This window comes from Sphingobacterium sp. 1.A.5, from assembly GCF_002734235.1.
Lineage (GTDB): Bacteria > Bacteroidota > Bacteroidia > Sphingobacteriales > Sphingobacteriaceae > Sphingobacterium > Sphingobacterium daejeonense.
The window spans coordinates 1-17,162 of sequence record NZ_PEBA01000003.1; the positions used below are offsets into that span (position 1 = coordinate 1).

Sequence of the window (17,162 nt, forward strand, 5' to 3'; positions counted from 1 at the left end):
TGTCACGCGAGCCCATCCATATCCTATGAATATTTGACGCCGGAACGATGCCGTCCCGGCGTGTCATGCGGTGTTAATCCGGATTTCTCCGGGCTATCCCCCTGATATGGGCAGGTTGCTCACGCGTTACGCACCCGTGCGCCACTCTCACCGGAAGTAGCAAGCTACTCCCGGATCCCGTCCGACTTGCATGTATTAGGCCTGCCGCTAGCGTTCATCCTGAGCCAGGATCAAACTCTCCATTGTAAAATGAAGTGTAAGACCGTGACTATTCATAATAAATAGAAACGTCTTGTTTTTAATGTTTTCCTCCCGCTCCGGGATACCTGAATTGATTTATCTTGTATATCTTTTCAGCGTATGTCTCCTATTGGAAACTCCGCTGCGCTACATGATCATTTAAAGAACTTATCTCGCCTCCGCTTCGCGCTTCGGCTGTATTTCGTAGAGTGTTCTGAGCACTCCTGAACTGTCATTTTTATCGACTCAAACATTGCGTTTTGTTGTCGCTCCCGTTTGTTGGGACTGCAAAGGTAGAAACTTTATTTTAAAAAACAAAATTAATTTTAAAATATTTTTTGTTTTCCTGATAAGTGTTAAGGTTATTCACCTTTCTACTACCTTTATTTCAGTGGCGTTATCGCCGTTCCTCCCTTGCGGAGTGGTGCAAAGATAGGGAGATTTGCACATTACTTCCAAGAGTTTGTAACAAGAATTTTTTGTTGAAACACGTAACTCACTATGGCATTGGCGAATAATTTTAAAAACAATCATTCGAAATCTGCCAAAACAAGGATTATAAGGGTACCGAAAGGGGTTTTGCAAAGAAAAGGATGTTTATTTCTTTGTTTTCTTTTTCGCCGTTTTTTTTGAGATCGCGGCAACTGGATTATAGTCCAAGCAGACTTCCATCCAAAATTCAAAGTCACCATTATTGGAAAAACCTTCTGGATTTACAAGACAATATCCATCCAAACTCTTCCCTCGCATAATCATTGGTTCAACTCCACGTCTTTCCAACAGTTCCTTTGTTCGGTGAGGATCAAACCTGCACATCAACATATCAGAAGAAATATTGATGCACATCTTTTCATTGACTAAAAATGCCAATCCTCCAAACATAGATTTTTCAGAGATCTTTTCATTCGTCCTCTCTACTAAATATTCCCTGACCCGATCTGCTAACAATTCATTGTATGCCATAAAGCTTTATCAGTTTTTCAATATTACCTTTCCATTTTCTTTTCCATCTTTTACTTCCTCTAATCCTATAACAGCATCTTGCATAAGCAAGACTTTGGAAATCTTCACTTTTATTTCTCCGATTTGGATCAATTCGAGGATTTCTTCCAATTGTTTTGGATTAGATCCTGAATTCAGCATAAGACCTTTCACATTATATAAGTTCAATTCTTCGGGATCAGGCTCATTGACCAAACTGATAAATACGGCTCCTTCTTTTAAGAGGGGTATTAATTTTTTTTGATTTTCACCACCAACCATATCGAGGATAAGGTCAAATTTGGGCAAGTTTTCCAGGTAATCCTGTTTTTTATAGTCGAGATAATAGTTTGCGCCCAATGCTAGGGTATCATATTCATATTGCGCGGAGCCTACAGCGCACACAATTAATTCAGCTTGTGCTGCAAATTGAACTGCAAAAGATCCCACATTGCCGGTTGCTCCAATTATCAATACTTTATCTCCTTTATTCAATGTCCCTTCGTTAAAGAGCCCATGCCATGCGGCCAAGGAGGATACGGGGCATGCGGCGGCGGACTCAAGTGCCAATCCTTCAGGAATTTTACACAATTCCTCAGTTTTCACGACTATCTGATCGGCAAAAGCACCACCATAACTATTTGGATTACCACAAACATAATCGCCAACCTGCCAATTGTCGACATCTTTGGCTACCTGTAAAATTACTCCTGAAAATTCCGCTCCTGGTATAAAAGGGAACTTAATATGTGGCATTGGGATTACTTTCTCGATCACTTTGACATCAAATGGTATCACTCCTGCGTACAGCACATTGATCAACACAGTTCCCGGCTTCAGCTCAGGGTTAGCCATATCCTCGTATTTCCCTGATTCTAGATTTCCAAATGAATCATATATTATTGCTTTCATTTTAATCACTCCTATATATAAACAATGCTTTAACCGTAAAATTAGTTTTGAATTTAACGTTTACAAATATTTCAAACAAATTATTTACATATTATTTAGTTGATTTTCAATGTTTTGTTTATTTTTCATAAAAAATATTAAAGAAATATTTTGGTATTACGAAAGGTTTCGTAGATTTGAGTACGAAAACATTCGTAGATACTAACAATACTTATATGAAACCGACAGATAGCGAATTGGAAATATTACAAGTGCTATGGTCCAATGGCCAGAGCAGTGTAAGGGAAGTATTTGAATCACTTGACAAAAAGGATGTGGGCTATACGACCATTCTTAAATTAATGCAGATCATGCATGATAAAGGTATGGTTAGTCGAGACACAAGTTCAAAGACTCATTTATATACAGCCCAATTAGTAAAGGAGGAGACACAAGGAAAAATACTGGACAAAATGATTGATTCTGTCTACAATGGTTCCACTTCAAGACTCGTTATGCAAGCTTTGGGCAATGAGCGCGCAAGCAAGGAAGAGTTGGATGAGATAAAAGCTTTCTTAAAATCATTAGAAAATTAAAGGCCATGGAAAATTCTATAATTAACTTTGGGAATGCATTGGGTTGGAGTATTATCCATTCCATCTGGCAAGCATCTATTTGGTATATATTATATAGTCTATATATCTTAATGCAACCATCGCTGTCTGCAAAAAATAAACATAATGCAGCATTTGGAACACAGATATCAATTTTCATCAGTTTTATCTTCACATTCATTTACTTCTATCGATCACCTGAGCAGGTATTGGATTTAAGAACCATTAATCCAGAGGAACTAAAAAACTTGATGATAATAGGAACTCAAGAAGGTTTTAAGTTGGAGAATCTATTGCCTTATGTCGTTGTTGGATATGTATTTGGATTTTTGGTTCAGGTCATATTACTGTTCAATAGTTTAATCAAGTTAAGAACATTAAAATACAAAGGTCTTGATTCTATACCTGAGAACTGGAAGGGCATCTATTCGACAGCGAAAACTAAATTAAAGGTTACAAAATCTGTAGGTTTATATCTTTCGAACAAGATTTCAGTTCCGATTACCTTGGGTCATATCAAGCCATTCATACTATTTCCATTAGCTTATGCCAATAAGATGGAGCCGGCACAGATAGAAGCAATCCTTCTGCATGAGCTAGCTCATGTAAAGCGGCATGATTATCTTTTCAATCTGTTGAAAGTAGGAATTGAAACTATCCTGTTCTTTAATCCTTTCGTGTGGGCATTATCAAAAGTTATGGAAAAAGAGCGAAAACATGCTTGCGACGACATGGTTGTAGCACATATTTCAACTCCAATTTCATATGCTCAGGCCTTGGTTGAACTGGAGGAATTAAGAATGAGTTTACATCCTGTCCTGACCATGGCAGCTACAGGAAATAGAAAACATTTATTTAAAAGAATAAAACGCATTACCAAAATGGAAACAAATTATAAAAACGTAAGACCCCAATTGATGGCAGTTATTTTAAGCGGAATTGCTCTATTGCTATTAGCGATTATTATTCCGATCAATAAAACCACAGCCCAGGAAAAAGAGATTAAAACCTCTGAAATTAACAATAATTCAGAAGTTATTATAGAGCAAGTCGGGGAAGAAATTAATTTAATAGAGCCTGCGGTTAAAGTACCACCTACACCTAAAGAACCAGTCAAGATCGCTTATAAAGGAAGTGTTGTCAAGGACACTTCAGAATTGCCGTTAGAGGTCAGAAATACGCTGCGCTCGATCGAATCGAATTCAAAAAAGATCCAAGAATACTACAATTCACCGGAATGGAAAGCTCAAGTGGCCAAGATTAGCGAGAATTCTTTGAAGATGAAGGAGAAATTCGATTCTCCAAAGTGGAAAAAGATGATTAAGGATATGGAGGAGAATGGGAAAAAGATGTCAGCATATTTTGAGAGTTCGGCATGGAAACAACAGGTTGCCAATATTGAAAAGGAGGCAGGGCAAGTAGAAAAGTATTTCAATTCTCCAGAGTGGAAACAGCAAGTAAAGAAGATGGAGGAGAGCGGGAAAGAAGTAGCATCTTATTTTGAGAGTGCTGATTGGAAAGATCAGATGGCAAAAATAGAGAAGGAGACGGCCAAGGTTCAGGATCATTTCAATTCAGCAGAATGGAAAGAACAGCTCAAGAAGATTGAATCGGACAGCAAGAAAGTTCAGGAATATTTTGAGAGTCCTGAATGGAAGGAGAAAGTCCAAAAATAATATCATTGTTTCGTTGTTTAGTTTAAGGAGGCCTCATAGAGGCCTTTCTTTTTGGTTAATGATTTATGTATTATTGCATAGAAAATAAAGCATAAAGGGATGGATCTGATCTACGGCATTGATTTATTAGGAACTATGGTATTTGCTATTTCGGGTGCTATGGCAGCTAACCGTTACGGCATTGATATTTTTGGCGCCACTTTTATGGGTTTTGTGACGGCAATTGGTGGCGGTTCACTTAGGGATGTATTTTTAAACATTCGACCTGTTTGGGTTGAGGATGGCAATTATTTGATTGCTATTTTTGTTGGGGTATTTATTTCGATCCTTTTCAACAAGCATTTGGACAGTTTTGCCCGCACTTTATTTTTATTTGATGCTTTGGGGATTGGCTTTTTCACTGTTGTAGGCGTTGAGAAATCGCTAGCTTATGAGAGCAGTGCTATAGCCGCTGTTATGTTGGGGATGTTTTCAGCATGTATGGGTGGTGTAATACGTGACGTATTAATGAACGTTACACCTTTGATCTTGAGGAAGGAAATCTATGCTTCGGCCTGTTTAGCTGGTGCGATAACTTATGTTCTTTTGACCCTCACCCCTATTCATGAAAATTTAAATGCTTTTATCAGTGCTGCTGTAGTTTTTGGGATACGGTTTTTATCTGTTAAGTATAATTTATCATTGCCTACGGTGCAGGTGATGGAGAAGTCTGAATGAAGGGAATAGACATTAGACATAAGACATAAGACACTTTCACAGTTTAGTGATTGGTGGGTATACCAACCACGGCAATTTGATGATCGGTGGGGACACTTACCGCTGCGAATTTGGTGGTCGGTGGTGACACCGACCACTGCGGCAAATTAAATTATCTTTTCTTTTTCAGTTGGGGAAATGACATTTTATAAGAAACTCTAACCAATCCTTTAGAGATATTGTCAAGTTTACTTTTCAACATTGCTTTTTTCAGGGGGCCGAGTTTATCGATGAATAGCTTTCCTTCGATGTGGTCATATTCGTGCTGAACTACTCTTGCAGCCAATCCTGTCAACGATTCTTCCTGTTCTTCAAAGTTCTCGTCCAAGTAGTTTATGACTACATCTTTTTTCCTGGACACTTCTTCATTGATATGAGGTATACTTAGGCATCCTTCGGAAAAGGCCCATTTTTCACCATTTTCTTCGACTAGAATAGGGTTTATGAATACGCGTTTAAAATCTTTTGCTGTAGGATCACCCGGTCCATCCTCATCATCTTCACCGAATGGTGATGCATCTATGACAAACAATCTAATAGGCAAACCGATTTGCGGAGCTGCTAGCCCCACTCCATTTGCTGCATACATTGTTTCAAACATATTGTCAATAAGCTGTTTCAATTCTGGATAATCCTCATCAATCTCTTCGGTTCTTTGACGCAAAACCGGATCTCCATATGCTACTATAGGTAATTTCATTTGTTTCTCTTTACGGTACAAAGGTATTAATAATTTAGGAGAGGTTCCATATTGAATGAATTGACTTATTTTTGCGTTATGGTATCCCAGGAAATAGGTAATCTCTATGATTATATCAAAGAGGAATTAGATCATGACTGTAATTTACAAGTAGAATCGGATTATACGAAACTCACCTGTCCTAATTTGTCCTTTGATATATTCATCATTGAAAAAATTGGAGCCAATATTGGTGACGATGTAAAAAGAAAGGTTATCCTAACTGCGCAGCAATTGTCAAGTCAAACTCTAAAGATTAAGAATAGGATAAAGGCGCTTTCTGGACATGCACGTAGGGTTTATGCGCGGGAGACGGTTTTGGCAAGGATTGATAAGAGGACGGCGATGACATTTCAAGAGGACCAACATTTGCAGATTGCTCTGCCGGGAAAATATCGTTATGGTTTATATGAGGATGGAGAATTGGTTTCCATTGCCATTTTCAGCGGTGGGCGGAGGATGAAGGATCATGGTGAAGATTACAGATCATTTGAGCTCTTGAGATTTTGCCATAAATCTGACCATCTTGTGGTTGGTGGACTTTCTAAGTTAATCCGTGGTTTTATCAAAGATTTCCGCCCGAATGATATAATGACTTATGTAGACCTTGATTGGTCTCAGGAATCATCTTTGAAGAAAATCGGATTTACGGAAAAAGGATATAGGGAAGCGGAAACATTTTGGATAAGTGAGGGTCGGCAATTTTCTATATCCAGTGAGAAGGATTTATTGGAAGTTTCTGAAAACCACCCCAATGGTTATCTTTATCAGAATAGTGGAAGCATAAAACTAGTATTTAGTGTATGCTAATCTATTAATGATTCTTAGGAATCATTAAAGTTTTATTATATTTATTGCTTAATCAATCGAAATTTATTCCTTATGAAACGAAAACTTCGCATGGGCATGGTCGGTGGTGGAAACGATGCCTTTATAGGAGCTGTACACCGCATTGCTGCCTTTATGGACGGCAAAATTGAGTTAGTATGTGGTACTTTCAGTGTTAATAGAGAGATTTCTTTACAATCGGGCGAAGATTTATTTGTTCCTGAAGAGAGAGTATATGTAAGTTATCAGGAGATGATCGAGCAAGAGGCGAAGCTTCCTGATGGGGAGCGTATGGATTTTGTAACGATCGTAACTCCAAATTTTTTACACTTTGAGCCTGCAAAATTGGCATTAGAGAGCGGGTTTGACGTTGTTGTTGAGAAGCCAATGACTGTTTCCTTGGAGGAGGCTTTAGAATTACAAAAGATTGTTGAGCGTACGGGTCGTACTTTATGTTTGACTCATACCTATTCGGGCTATCCTATGGTAAAGCAAGCTAAAGCTATGATTAAGGAAGGTCATTTCGGAAAGATCCGCAAGATTTTGGTAGAGTATCCACAGGGTTGGTTGAGTCGATTGACAGAGCGTGAGGGCAATGCAGGTGCTGCCTGGCGTACAGACCCTAAGCGTTCAGGAAAATCCTTAGCTATGGGCGATATCGGTACACACGTAGCTCATTTGGCGGAATATGTTACTGGCCTTAGGATTACGGAGGTTTGTGCTGACTTAACATCATTTGTTGAAGGCCGCCAATTGGACGATGATGGATCAGTATTGTTAAGATTTACTGAAGGTGCCAAGGGAGTTCTTACAGCTTCTCAGATCTGCGCTGGAGAAGAAAATGCTGTTAGGTTCCGTATTTATGGTGAGAAAGGTGGCGTTGAATGGGCGAATGAGGATCCAAACAATCTTATTGTTAAGATGCTGGATCAGCCTAGACAATACTATCGCACAGGAAACGCTTATGCTGCTCCATTTACCTTGAGTACATTTGCGACACACAATACGAGAATTCCTGCTGGTCACCCAGAGGGCTTACTAGAGTCATTTGCGAATATCTACCGTAATTTTGCGGCCACTGTTGCTGCCAAGAAAGATGGTAAAACGCCTACACCTGAGCAGTTGGATTTTCCAAATGTAAATGATGGTGTTCGTGGTATGGCATTTATTGACACGGTAGTTGCCAGCAATGAAAGCAATGAAAAATGGACCAAGTTCGTGATTTAACAAAATTTCCAGAACTGATTCAGTTTATACATCAGGCGAAAGAGAACCTTTCGCCTGATTTTCTTTTAATCGTGCTTGGTCCTACAGCCTCTGGAAAGACCAAATTAGCCGTAAAACTAGCAGAGGTTTTTGACGGAGAGATAATCTCCGCCGATTCCAGGCAAGTATATAGAAAGCTAGATATAGGAACAGGGAAAGATTTAAAAGAATATAATCAAATCCCCTACCACCTTATTGATATCATAAATCCGGATGAGAAATATGATGTTGATGAGTTTAAAAATGATTTTTTGGTTGCCTACCAAGATATATTGGGTAGGAATAAGTTGCCTATATTATGCGGAGGATCTGGCTCCTATATTCAAAGTCTTTTAGAGTCAAGGCCTTACAGTTCCGTACCTAAAAACAGGGAATTGCAGAATGAGCTTTCAGTTTTTGACAAAGAGGAACTGATTGAAAAAATAAAATCCTATTCCATTCCGGCAGATTTTAAAATTGATTGGAACAATCAAAAGAGATTGGTGAGGTCTTTGGAGATTCTTGAATATTTATCAAATTATGAACTTCCCAATTCAAACGGTCCACTAGTAAAGAACTATTTAATCCTAGGGTTAAACCCTTCATTGGAGATTCGGCGAGAAAGAATTGACGTACGGTTGAATTCAAGGATGGAGGAAGGCTTGTTGGAAGAAGTTGAAGACTTGATTAATTCTGGAATTGACCATGAGCGGCTTCAATGGTTTGGATTAGAATATAAGTACGTCTCGCGATATTTGCAGAGGGATTTTGATTTTTCTCAGTTTAAGGAGAAGTTGCGGACTGAAATCCATCGTTTTGCGAAACGGCAGATGACCTATTTTCGCAAGATGGAGCGGGATGGCATTCGGATTATCTGGATTGACAGCCAATAAAAAAAGCAGGCTATATATTATATAACCTGCTTTTTTATATTACAATTTGATTTCTTCGTCTTTGGAGTTGAAGAAGTGAAATTCGGTGAGGTGATAAGCGCTCACTTCTTTCACTTTTATCCATTTCCAGTATTTCAGGAACCATTTCATTCTTCTGGAGATGAGTCCAGATTTGATGTAAGCGGCGATATATGGGTGGACACATAGTGTTACCCCTACTTCGTTTTGTTCTTGCAGAATAAAGCTCAAATTGTTTTCAATATCGTCTAAAAGGACGATACTCGATCTAATTTCGCCTGTTCCGTCACAAGCAGGGCACTTTTCATTAGTGACGATGCTCATTTCGGGTCTGACTCTTTGTCTAGTTATTTGGACGAGTCCAAATTTACTAGGAGGGAGAATGGTATGTCTAGCTCTATCGCTGAGCATGCATTCCTTTAAGAATCCATACAATTCTTTTCTGTTTGGTGCTTTGTGCATATCGATAAAATCGATTACTACAATTCCACCCATATCCCTTAGCCTAAGCTGTCGGGCAATTTCTTTTGCAGCTTCCTTATTTACGAGGAGTGCGTTATCTTCTTGATTTTCTTTGTTTGCAATTCTGTTACCGCTATTGACGTCGATGACGTGTAGTGCTTCTGTGTGTTCTACTACGAGGTATGCACCACCTTGGAGGTTAACAGTCTTGCCGAATGACGCCTTAATTTGCTTTTCTACGCCGAAATGGTCAAAAATAGGTTCTTTTCCTTTATAGAATTTCACTATTTTTTCCAGGTCTGGCGATATCTCTTGAATATATGATTTTACCTCCTCGAAGATTTCATTGTCATTTACATATATATGAGTGAATTCATCTGTTAGGATATCACGCAGGATGGTGGATGCACGATCCATTTCACCGAGCACTTTCTGAGGGGGTTCAGCAGTCTTAAGGCGTTTGGTGAACAATTCCCATTTGGATATTAGGTCCAGTAGGTCTTTTTGGAGTTCATCAACTCCTTTCCCTTCCGATACCGTTCTTATAATTACTCCGAAGTTTGCGGGTTTAATGCTTTCCACAATTTTCTTGAGCCTATTTCTTTCGGCACTGCCTTTTATCTTTTTGGAAATGGAAACCGAACTTGAAAATGGCACCAGTACTACGAATCGTCCCGCTATGGATAAGTCTGAGCTTAACCTTGGTCCTTTTGTAGAGATAGGTTCTTTGGCTATCTGCACTGGTAATAACATATTTCGGCTTAAAACATCAGATATTTTTCCAGCCTTGTCAATGTCCTTTTCAAGCTTCAAACTATTGAGCAGTTTCTCTTGATAACTGCCGTTCTTTACTACCCTTGTTAATTTGATCAAGGATTGTACTTGAGGTCCTAGGTCGAGGTAATGCAGGAATGCATCTTTTTCGTATCCAACGTCTACGAATGCGGCGTTCAGTCCGGGCATGATTTTCTTTACTCTCCCTAAGTAAATATCGCCTACGGCATAATGGTTGCCTGCTTGCTCCCTGTTTAGTTCTACTAGTTGTTTGTCCTGTAGTAAAGCAATAGTCACCCCTTTGTCGGGGACTGAATCGATAATTAATTCCTTTACCAACAGCTACTAAATTAAGGACTGTTGTGGACTCGCTCCACAACGTGTAATGTCCGGTTAAACATAAAACCGTTTAATGAAAAAAACAATCTATGATGATTACTCGATCATAGATTGTATGACTTGAATAATAAAGCTAGGCTTTATATTTATTTTTTCTTGTGTCTATTTTTTCTTAAACGTTTTTTACGTTTGTGAGTAGCCATTTTGTGTCTTTTTCTTTTTTTTCCGCTTGGCATAGCTTTAATGTTTTTAAATGATTTTAAAAAATGTGTTAATTACTTACTTAGTTCTTGGATCCTTCGATCGATGAACTGGGAGAGACTAGGATCTGCTGCCATTTCTTTGCTTTTCTGAAAAGCGGCGATGGCTTCATTCTTCATCCCTATATTTTCATATCCTGTTGCTAAATAAAAATAAGATTCAGCATCAGGTTTTTGTTCAATTACAATTTTAAAACGATCGATAGCACGGTCGAATTGGCGCGACTGTAATGAGAACAGGCCTAAAGTTTTGTTAGCCTCTAGGTTTTTAGGGTCTGCTTGCACGACTTCTCTCAAGATGGCGATTCCTGCCATTGGGTTGTTTGTTCCCGTAACCATTGCTGCACCTAATCCTGTTTTTGCGTCTAAGCTTGCGCCGTTCAAATCTACGGCTTTTTGATAAACTTCGATTGCTTTGAGGTTCAATGCTGTTGCAAGGGTCGTATCTTGGAGATTTGTGTATCCTTTTCTAAAGTTGTCCCCGGATTTCAACCAATATTCAAATTTAGGTTCTAATTTTGCCATTTCCTCGTACAGATAAGCTTGAGGCACTGATTTTTCGACGTCGTTCCATTTATCGGCAATTTGCTGATAAATTTTCACTTTTTCTGCACCATCAGCTTTATTGGCTTTAGCTTCTAGATCTGATATTTCATTAACAATTGCGGGGTTTAAACCTTTTTTTGCAGCTTCTGAAACGGAGCTCAGGTTAAACTGAGCTGAAGCGGCAGCACCTTGGGATGAAGTTGCTGCTGCTGCAGTTTTTTCATCTTCATTAACCAAGCCCTTCACAGGTTTAAACAAAAGGAACCCTATCACAAGGACTACTGCTGCTAAAACGATGATCTGGATTTGCTTGGTGTTTTTCATGTAGATGATTATTTTTTATTACCGTTTTTAACTTTCTCTACAAATACTTTTGCAGGTTTGAAGCTAGGCACATAGTGCTCAGGAATGATAATAGCTGTGTTTTTAGAGATGTTACGTGCTGTTTTTTCGGCTCTCTTTTTAACCACAAAACTTCCAAAACCTCTTACGTAAACATTCTCACCGCCAATCATAGCGCTTTTAACTACTTTGAAGAATGCTTCAACGGTTTCTTGTACATCAACCTTCTCTAAACCAGTCTTGTTAGAGATTTCTGCAATAATTTCTGCTTTAGTCATATCTATTTTTACTCTTATTAATCTATACCCTAAGCTTAACAGCCCGTTTGGGGATGCAAAAGTATCTTTTTAAAATGAGTAATGGAAATATTTTTACGTTTTTTTTTAATCCAAACCACTATCATTCAATGATTTAGTAGATTACTTCCCCAATATTACATTTCAAAAGGCTTGCAAAGCTACAATTATTTTATTGACTATCAAAGTATTAATGATTTTTCTGAACACAATATTTCAGACAGATGACGAACATCATTTTCAGTGTGCAACGCCGAAATTACTATTCTATTTAATAATGGACTAGTCGCTAAAGGATATGGAAAGCTAGAAATCAATATATTGTGATTCAATAAATTTCTGTAAAGAAATGGCTTGGTAGAACTGAACACTGGAAAATCCGGTATGTGGCTCAGGTTTGTTTCACTGGTTAATTTAGCTAATAGCTGAGTGTTTTCTTTCATTCTGTCGTATGCTTCAGCATAGATTTTTTCACCTTTAATCAGAGCATACAAGGCCGCTGGGGAAGTTGGTGACGCACCATTAAAAATTGGGTTTTTCTTTATTTGTGCAATGATTTCATTGCTTCCCAAAACTACTCCAGCATCCGTTCCCATACCTTTTGCCAGAGATGCCAAAACAACTATTTCAATGTTGGCTTTTCTTAAATTCTCTAGATCTGTAGATATTTTGTTTTTATGTAGCACCCCTATCCCATGTGAATCATCAAGAACCAATAGAAGGTTTTTATTCGGATTTACATTTTTAAAGATTGAAAAGTCATATCGTTGGGGAGTTAGGTTGTCTATACAATTTGAGACGACGATAAAATCCGTTTCAATAGCATTATTAATAAACTCGATTGTATTCTTGGACCAAGTTTCAAAATCAATTTCTGTAACAATTGGGCTTTGGTCCATCCAAAGTGCTGGATGGCTTCCTGGGGCGTACAGCAAAGTTCTGTTAGCTTTTAGCGAACGTACCACAACTTGACCTGCTAAATAACCGCTCGAAAGTAATGCTGAAGATTGGAATCCGAATCGTTCTGCAAGATGGGATTCTACCTCATCATAAATTCCTAGTTGTACATTATTAGTTCTTGAGGTTCCATTATTCAGCCCGTATTTGTCGATACCCGACTTATATAATTCGATATATTCAGGATTCGACAATAATCCCAAATAAGCAGTTCCGCCAAAAAAAAGGTAGTCTATTCCGTCAAGGCTAATAATTCGTCCTGTAGTTTGATCAAGGTTTCTAAAGGAGGTCATGGTAAAAGTTATCTGACCACAAATGTACAAAAACCTTTCAAACTACGGATTCCACGACTCATCAGGGTTATTCTCCAATTGAGATTCAAATAATTTATCAATTTCATTTATAAGGATATTATTGTACAAAATCGCTATTATGAAATTTTGGCTAACCCTTTTTCTGTTATTTATCTTTTCATTTTCACTTTCTGGACAGACCATCAGTGGAAAGGTAACTAATCAGAAACATCAAGGCATTTCAGATGTAAATATTTTTATAGCTGGGAGTTATGATGGATCTTCCAGCGATTCTACGGGTCAATTTAAGTTTTCTACGACTACCACTGGGAAGCAGCGTCTTGTTTTGAGTTGTGTTGGTTATACGACACAGCAACTGGAAATTGAGATTCGAGACAGTTTATATTTCGACCTTGTGATGGTTTCTGAGAGCAACTCTATTGAAGCTGTGACTGTTAGGGCGGGACAGATCAGTGTCAGCAACCAATCTAATTCTGTATTAACGCCATTGGATATAGTGACCACTGCTGGAAGTATGGGAAATATTATTGCGGCCTTGGGAAAACTTCCAGGGGCGCAGATCGCGGGTGAAAATGGTCGATTGATGGTTAGAGGCGGCGACCCCAGTGAAACCCAGACTTTCATAAATGGCATTTTGGTAAATCAACCCTATACCGCATCCGCCAATGGTGTTCCTGTTCGCGGTCGTTTTTCACCATTTTTGTTTAAGGGGACCAACTTTTCTACTGGAGGTTATGGTGCAGAGTTTGGGAATGCCCTATCGGGAATTCTCAATTTGACCAGCTCACAGATGATTGATCAACCCAAAACGGAACTTTCATTTTCTACCGTAGGTTTAGGAGCTAGCAATTCCCAAAAATGGGGAAATAGTTCGCTAAGTATTAATGCCAACTATACAAATCTCAAACCTTACACAGGGATCATAAAGCAAGATTTAAAATGGCACAAACCATACGAGCAGGCATCAGGGGAAGCGATTTTCAGAAATAAAGGTGACAAACATTTCTTCAATCTTTATGCCTCATTTGCATCAGAAAATTTCAGCTTCGACGACTATAGTGCTATTTACAGTCAAGAAATAAACACTTCCGTAAAGAGCAAAAATTACTATATGAACAGCAATTTTTCATATTACCTGCCTTCGAATTGGAAGCTTGAAGCTGGCTTGGGACTTGGATACCTAGATAAGAAACTAGGCTACTACAATTTTAATCTTCCATCAAAAGAAACAAGTACTCACGCTAAAATATTGGTCAAGAAAAATGCAAATCGCTGGAATTGGATGATCGGTGGAGAGCATTTTCTAACCGATATAAATGAGCAATTCATTCCTGCGGATAGTAATCCGTTTTCCTATGGTTTCAATCGTTCAATCATAGGAGTATTTTCTGAAGGTCAATATCGGATATTTCCTCAATTGACGTTTGATTTAGGTTTGCGATACACCGATAACTTGAGAAACCAGCGTTTTTTGGAACCCAGGGCAGCAATAGGTTATAACCCTTTCAAGAACCATCTTCTTTCCCTCTCCTATGGAAAATATCATCAAGAACCCGGGGTTGATATCTACAAATTTCAGAGCGACCTATTGTGGCAATCTGCCGATCACTATATCTTAAATTACACTTATCAAAATAAGGGTCAGATGGTCCGTTTAGAAGGTTTTTATAAGGATTACAAAAGATTGATCACCTACAATGATGTCATTCCACAGTACAATTCAATCTTCACGAATAAGGGATATGGCCAACTAAAGGGAATAGATTTTTTCTGGAAAGACAGCCAAAGCATTCCCAATTTGCATTATTGGATTTCGTATTCCTATACGGATGCCAAAAAGCTTGAAAGGAATTATGAATTTTCTGTTCAACCAGACTATTTATCCAAGCATTATTTTTCTGTTGTAGGTAAATATTGGATATCAAATCTTAGATCACAATTGGGTTTGACGAATACCTATATTTCTGGGCGCCCATACCACGATCCTAATTTATCGGGGTTTATGCAATCTATGACGAAACCTCAGAACGACCTTTCCTTTAGTTGGTCATTTTTATTGACACAGCAGAAGATTCTATTTTTTTCAGTTACCAATTTATTGGGCAATAAGCCGATTTACACCTATGAATTTAGTCCACAACCCAATTCAAACGGACGATTTGATAGTAGAGCAATAACCCCAACTGCCAAAAGGTTTTTATTCTTAGGATTTTTTTGGACCATCAGTAAAAACAAAAAGGATAATCAATTGGACCAATTGTAACAGTTCATCATTTATTATCTACAATTCATCAAAGGATATTTTAAAACATTTATAGGAATTAGGAAATTTATTATACAAAACAAAAAAACATGAAGACACTAATTTTAACAGTATTGACATTCTTTTGCCTGTCAAGCTATGGACAAGGAAATTATGAGAAAGCTATGGGTGAGGCCTTACAATTATGGGGGACTGGGAAGACAAAAGAAGCCAGTGCTCAACTTGAAAGAATAGCCCAGGCAGAGCAGGATAAATGGCTACCAAAATATTATCAAACATTGACACTTATTACTCATTCATTTGGTATTCAGGATGAGGCAGAAAAGACTAATGCATTGAAGAAGATCAATGAATTGATCCCTAAAGAAAACTTAAATTCCGAATGGCTGGTGTTAAGGGCTTTAGCGAGCACATCTGACCTTACCAGCGACCCAATGAACAAAGCCATGATATTATCTCCGTCCATTATAGCAGATTATGAGACTGCGATTAAGATGGATCCTAAAAATCCAAGAGCATTGATTGGTTTAGCGGAATTCAATATTCAATCCAAGAAATATATGGGTGGAGATACCAAGGAAGAATGCGAAAGTTTACAGAAAGCATTAACTTTATTCAGCGATGAAAAGCCCGCCGAATTATTTTATCCTACTTGGGGAAAAGAAAGGGCAGAAGCGCTGCTAAAAGAGTGTAAATAATTTTATGAAGACATTTCTAACCTCGTTGTTATATGCAATCATCATTAGTTTAATGATTTATTTTTGCATTGCAATTTTTGTTTTATTTGCGACTGGGAGCTTAGAAATGTCTTTTATTACTGCTCCAGAATCTGTAGCCGGAATTGCCTATGGTATTTTTCTTTATTTAACTGGTTCTTTTACGGGTTTATTGTTGAAAAAGCTGATTCCCGACAGGTCCAAGGCAATTTCTCATATCCTTGGATATATTATTTTAACCATCATTTTTGCACCTATTGTAGTTTTTCTCATAAATTTTTCCATCGAAGTTTTATGGCTCGGGAAGTCGTTTGATCATTTTATACAGAATGAATTTTGGTATGGCTATATTCCAATAACTATAATTGCGATTCTGATAGGTCTTGGCTGGTATGGCTTTTACTATTACAAACAATTCAAGAACCGACAGATAGCACATCAAAAACTTATTGCTGGCGAGGCGACAGCCCAGCTGGAGTCCTTAAAAAACCAGATAGATCCGCACTTTCTATTCAACAGCCTTAATGTCTTGATTGGCTTAATTGAGGAAGATCAAAAAAACGCGATTTCATACACAAAATCATTATCAGGAATTTACAGGTACATTTTGGAACATAAAGAACAGGAATATGTAACTATTAAGGAAGAATTGGAATTTGCTAAGGATTATATTACTCTCTTACAATTGAGGTTTGAGAACTCTATTCAATACGAAAACTTAATTGATGATAAGAACCTGAATAAAAAAACGGTTCCTTTGTCCTTACAGTTACTTTTAGAAAACTGCATAAAGCACAATAAAATATCCGAAGAACAACCATTAAAAATAAGGATTTATGATGAAACGGACATGTTGGTCGTTGAAAACAACTTGCAAGAAAAATCAAGTCATTCCGCATCTACAAAAATAGGATTGCGAAATATCCGCGACCGATACTTACTTACGAGCAAGAAAGATATTCATATTTCAAAATCTCAAGACATGTTTATTGTTAAAATGCCAATGCTATAA

Annotated in this window: 16 protein-coding genes and 1 rRNA gene; 9 read left to right on the forward strand and 8 right to left on the reverse strand. The window is 38.0% G+C overall.

The genetic code is table 11. The features are described 5' to 3' along the window. The 3 genes from CRT24_RS02535 to CRT24_RS02545 form a co-directional block, all read right to left on the reverse strand. Window positions 1–246: ribosomal RNA gene (locus tag CRT24_RS02535) — 16S ribosomal RNA — on the reverse strand; the annotation flags it as partial. 591 nt (window positions 247–837) lie between these two features. Beyond that, complete coding sequence (locus CRT24_RS02540; protein WP_099369693.1) at window positions 838–1,203, reverse strand: TfoX/Sxy family protein; 366 nt, start codon at window positions 1,201–1,203, stop codon at window positions 838–840. Window positions 1,204–1,212: 9 nt separating this feature from the next. Beyond that, window positions 1,213–2,133 carry an NADP-dependent oxidoreductase gene (locus CRT24_RS02545; RefSeq protein ID WP_099369694.1) on the reverse strand — a complete coding sequence of 307 codons (921 nt, stop codon included), beginning with the start codon at window positions 2,131–2,133 and terminating at the stop codon, window positions 1,213–1,215. A gap of 215 nt (window positions 2,134–2,348) precedes the next feature. On the opposite strand from CRT24_RS02545, the gene CRT24_RS02550 reads away from it, so the two are divergent. The 3 genes from CRT24_RS02550 to CRT24_RS02560 all read left to right on the forward strand — a co-directional run bounded on the left by CRT24_RS02550 (window position 2,349) and on the right by CRT24_RS02560 (window position 5,119). After that, window positions 2,349–2,708, forward strand: coding sequence for a BlaI/MecI/CopY family transcriptional regulator (locus tag CRT24_RS02550; RefSeq protein ID WP_099369695.1), 360 nt, complete (start codon window positions 2,349–2,351; stop codon window positions 2,706–2,708). A gap of 5 nt (window positions 2,709–2,713) precedes the next feature. Then, the gene (locus CRT24_RS02555) at window positions 2,714–4,402 is read left to right on the forward strand and encodes a M56 family metallopeptidase (RefSeq protein ID WP_099369696.1); all 1,689 of its coding nucleotides are present in this window, start codon (window positions 2,714–2,716) and stop codon (window positions 4,400–4,402) included. A 99-nt stretch (window positions 4,403–4,501) separates the two neighbouring features. Then, window positions 4,502–5,119, forward strand: coding sequence for a trimeric intracellular cation channel family protein (locus CRT24_RS02560; RefSeq protein ID WP_099369697.1), 618 nt, complete (start codon window positions 4,502–4,504; stop codon window positions 5,117–5,119). Between the two features lie 151 nt (window positions 5,120–5,270). Here the strand turns inward: CRT24_RS02560 and def are convergent, their stop codons facing one another. Then, on the reverse strand, window positions 5,271–5,858 hold the full coding sequence (gene def, locus CRT24_RS02565; protein WP_099369698.1) for a peptide deformylase: 588 nt from the start codon (window positions 5,856–5,858) through the stop codon (window positions 5,271–5,273). Window positions 5,859–5,936: 78 nt separating this feature from the next. On the opposite strand from def, the gene CRT24_RS02570 reads away from it, so the two are divergent. The 3 genes from CRT24_RS02570 to miaA all read left to right on the forward strand — a co-directional run bounded on the left by CRT24_RS02570 (window position 5,937) and on the right by miaA (window position 8,863). Further along, entirely contained in the window at window positions 5,937–6,707 is a 771-nt protein-coding gene (locus CRT24_RS02570) for a hypothetical protein (protein WP_099369699.1), read from the forward strand. A gap of 72 nt (window positions 6,708–6,779) precedes the next feature. Next, entirely contained in the window at window positions 6,780–7,952 is a 1,173-nt protein-coding gene (locus CRT24_RS02575; RefSeq protein WP_099369700.1) for a Gfo/Idh/MocA family protein, read from the forward strand. Continuing rightward, on the forward strand, window positions 7,931–8,863 hold the full coding sequence (miaA, locus tag CRT24_RS02580; RefSeq protein ID WP_099369701.1) for a tRNA (adenosine(37)-N6)-dimethylallyltransferase MiaA: 933 nt from the start codon (window positions 7,931–7,933) through the stop codon (window positions 8,861–8,863). The genes CRT24_RS02575 and miaA overlap by 22 nt, the downstream gene beginning before the upstream one ends. 39 nt (window positions 8,864–8,902) lie before the next feature. Here the strand turns inward: miaA and CRT24_RS02585 are convergent, their stop codons facing one another. The 4 genes from CRT24_RS02585 to CRT24_RS02600 all read right to left on the reverse strand — a co-directional run bounded on the left by CRT24_RS02585 (window position 8,903) and on the right by CRT24_RS02600 (window position 13,150). After that, on the reverse strand, window positions 8,903–10,456 hold the full coding sequence (locus tag CRT24_RS02585) for an Rne/Rng family ribonuclease (RefSeq protein WP_099369702.1): 1,554 nt from the start codon (window positions 10,454–10,456) through the stop codon (window positions 8,903–8,905). 275 nt (window positions 10,457–10,731) lie between these two features. Continuing rightward, complete coding sequence (locus tag CRT24_RS02590; RefSeq protein WP_099369703.1) at window positions 10,732–11,586, reverse strand: hypothetical protein; 855 nt, start codon at window positions 11,584–11,586, stop codon at window positions 10,732–10,734. 8 nt (window positions 11,587–11,594) lie between these two features. Further along, complete coding sequence (locus CRT24_RS02595; RefSeq protein ID WP_093099732.1) at window positions 11,595–11,882, reverse strand: HU family DNA-binding protein; 288 nt, start codon at window positions 11,880–11,882, stop codon at window positions 11,595–11,597. 200 nt (window positions 11,883–12,082) lie between these two features. Beyond that, a complete protein-coding gene (locus CRT24_RS02600; RefSeq protein WP_099369704.1) occupies window positions 12,083–13,150 on the reverse strand; it encodes an aminotransferase class I/II-fold pyridoxal phosphate-dependent enzyme in 1,068 nt (355 codons plus the stop codon). A gap of 139 nt (window positions 13,151–13,289) precedes the next feature. Here CRT24_RS02600 and CRT24_RS02605 point away from each other — a divergent pair, with 139 nt between their 5' ends. The 3 genes from CRT24_RS02605 (at window position 13,290) to CRT24_RS02615 (ending at window position 17,162) form a co-directional block, all read left to right on the forward strand. Then, window positions 13,290–15,434: a TonB-dependent receptor gene (locus CRT24_RS02605; RefSeq protein ID WP_099369705.1), complete on the forward strand. Its 2,145-nt coding sequence runs from the start codon at window positions 13,290–13,292 to the stop codon at window positions 15,432–15,434. Between the two features lie 89 nt (window positions 15,435–15,523). Next, entirely contained in the window at window positions 15,524–16,132 is a 609-nt protein-coding gene (locus CRT24_RS02610) for a type IV pilus biogenesis/stability protein PilW (protein WP_099369706.1), read from the forward strand. Between the two features lie 4 nt (window positions 16,133–16,136). Further along, window positions 16,137–17,162 (forward strand): sensor histidine kinase, encoded by a 1,026-nt coding sequence (locus tag CRT24_RS02615; RefSeq protein ID WP_099369707.1) that lies wholly within the window; start codon window positions 16,137–16,139, stop codon window positions 17,160–17,162.

Coding starts and splice junctions, on each gene's coding strand:
- CRT24_RS02550 (WP_099369695.1), top strand. CDS start 2,349: ATGAAACCGACAGATAGCGAATTGGAAATATTACAAGTGCTATGGTCC.
- miaA (WP_099369701.1), top strand. CDS start 7,931: ATGGACCAAGTTCGTGATTTAACAAAATTTCCAGAACTGATTCAGTTT.
- CRT24_RS02555 (WP_099369696.1), top strand. CDS start 2,714: ATGGAAAATTCTATAATTAACTTTGGGAATGCATTGGGTTGGAGTATT.
- CRT24_RS02605 (WP_099369705.1), top strand. CDS start 13,290: ATGAAATTTTGGCTAACCCTTTTTCTGTTATTTATCTTTTCATTTTCA.
- CRT24_RS02610 (WP_099369706.1), top strand. CDS start 15,524: ATGAAGACACTAATTTTAACAGTATTGACATTCTTTTGCCTGTCAAGC.
- CRT24_RS02570 (WP_099369699.1), top strand. CDS start 5,937: ATGGTATCCCAGGAAATAGGTAATCTCTATGATTATATCAAAGAGGAA.
- CRT24_RS02615 (WP_099369707.1), top strand. CDS start 16,137: ATGAAGACATTTCTAACCTCGTTGTTATATGCAATCATCATTAGTTTA.
- CRT24_RS02590 (WP_099369703.1), bottom strand. CDS start 11,586: ATGAAAAACACCAAGCAAATCCAGATCATCGTTTTAGCAGCAGTAGTC.
- CRT24_RS02545 (WP_099369694.1), bottom strand. CDS start 2,133: ATGAAAGCAATAATATATGATTCATTTGGAAATCTAGAATCAGGGAAA.
- CRT24_RS02600 (WP_099369704.1), bottom strand. CDS start 13,150: ATGACCTCCTTTAGAAACCTTGATCAAACTACAGGACGAATTATTAGC.
- CRT24_RS02575 (WP_099369700.1), top strand. CDS start 6,780: ATGAAACGAAAACTTCGCATGGGCATGGTCGGTGGTGGAAACGATGCC.
- CRT24_RS02560 (WP_099369697.1), top strand. CDS start 4,502: ATGGATCTGATCTACGGCATTGATTTATTAGGAACTATGGTATTTGCT.
- CRT24_RS02595 (WP_093099732.1), bottom strand. CDS start 11,882: ATGACTAAAGCAGAAATTATTGCAGAAATCTCTAACAAGACTGGTTTA.
- def (WP_099369698.1), bottom strand. CDS start 5,858: ATGAAATTACCTATAGTAGCATATGGAGATCCGGTTTTGCGTCAAAGA.
- CRT24_RS02540 (WP_099369693.1), bottom strand. CDS start 1,203: ATGGCATACAATGAATTGTTAGCAGATCGGGTCAGGGAATATTTAGTA.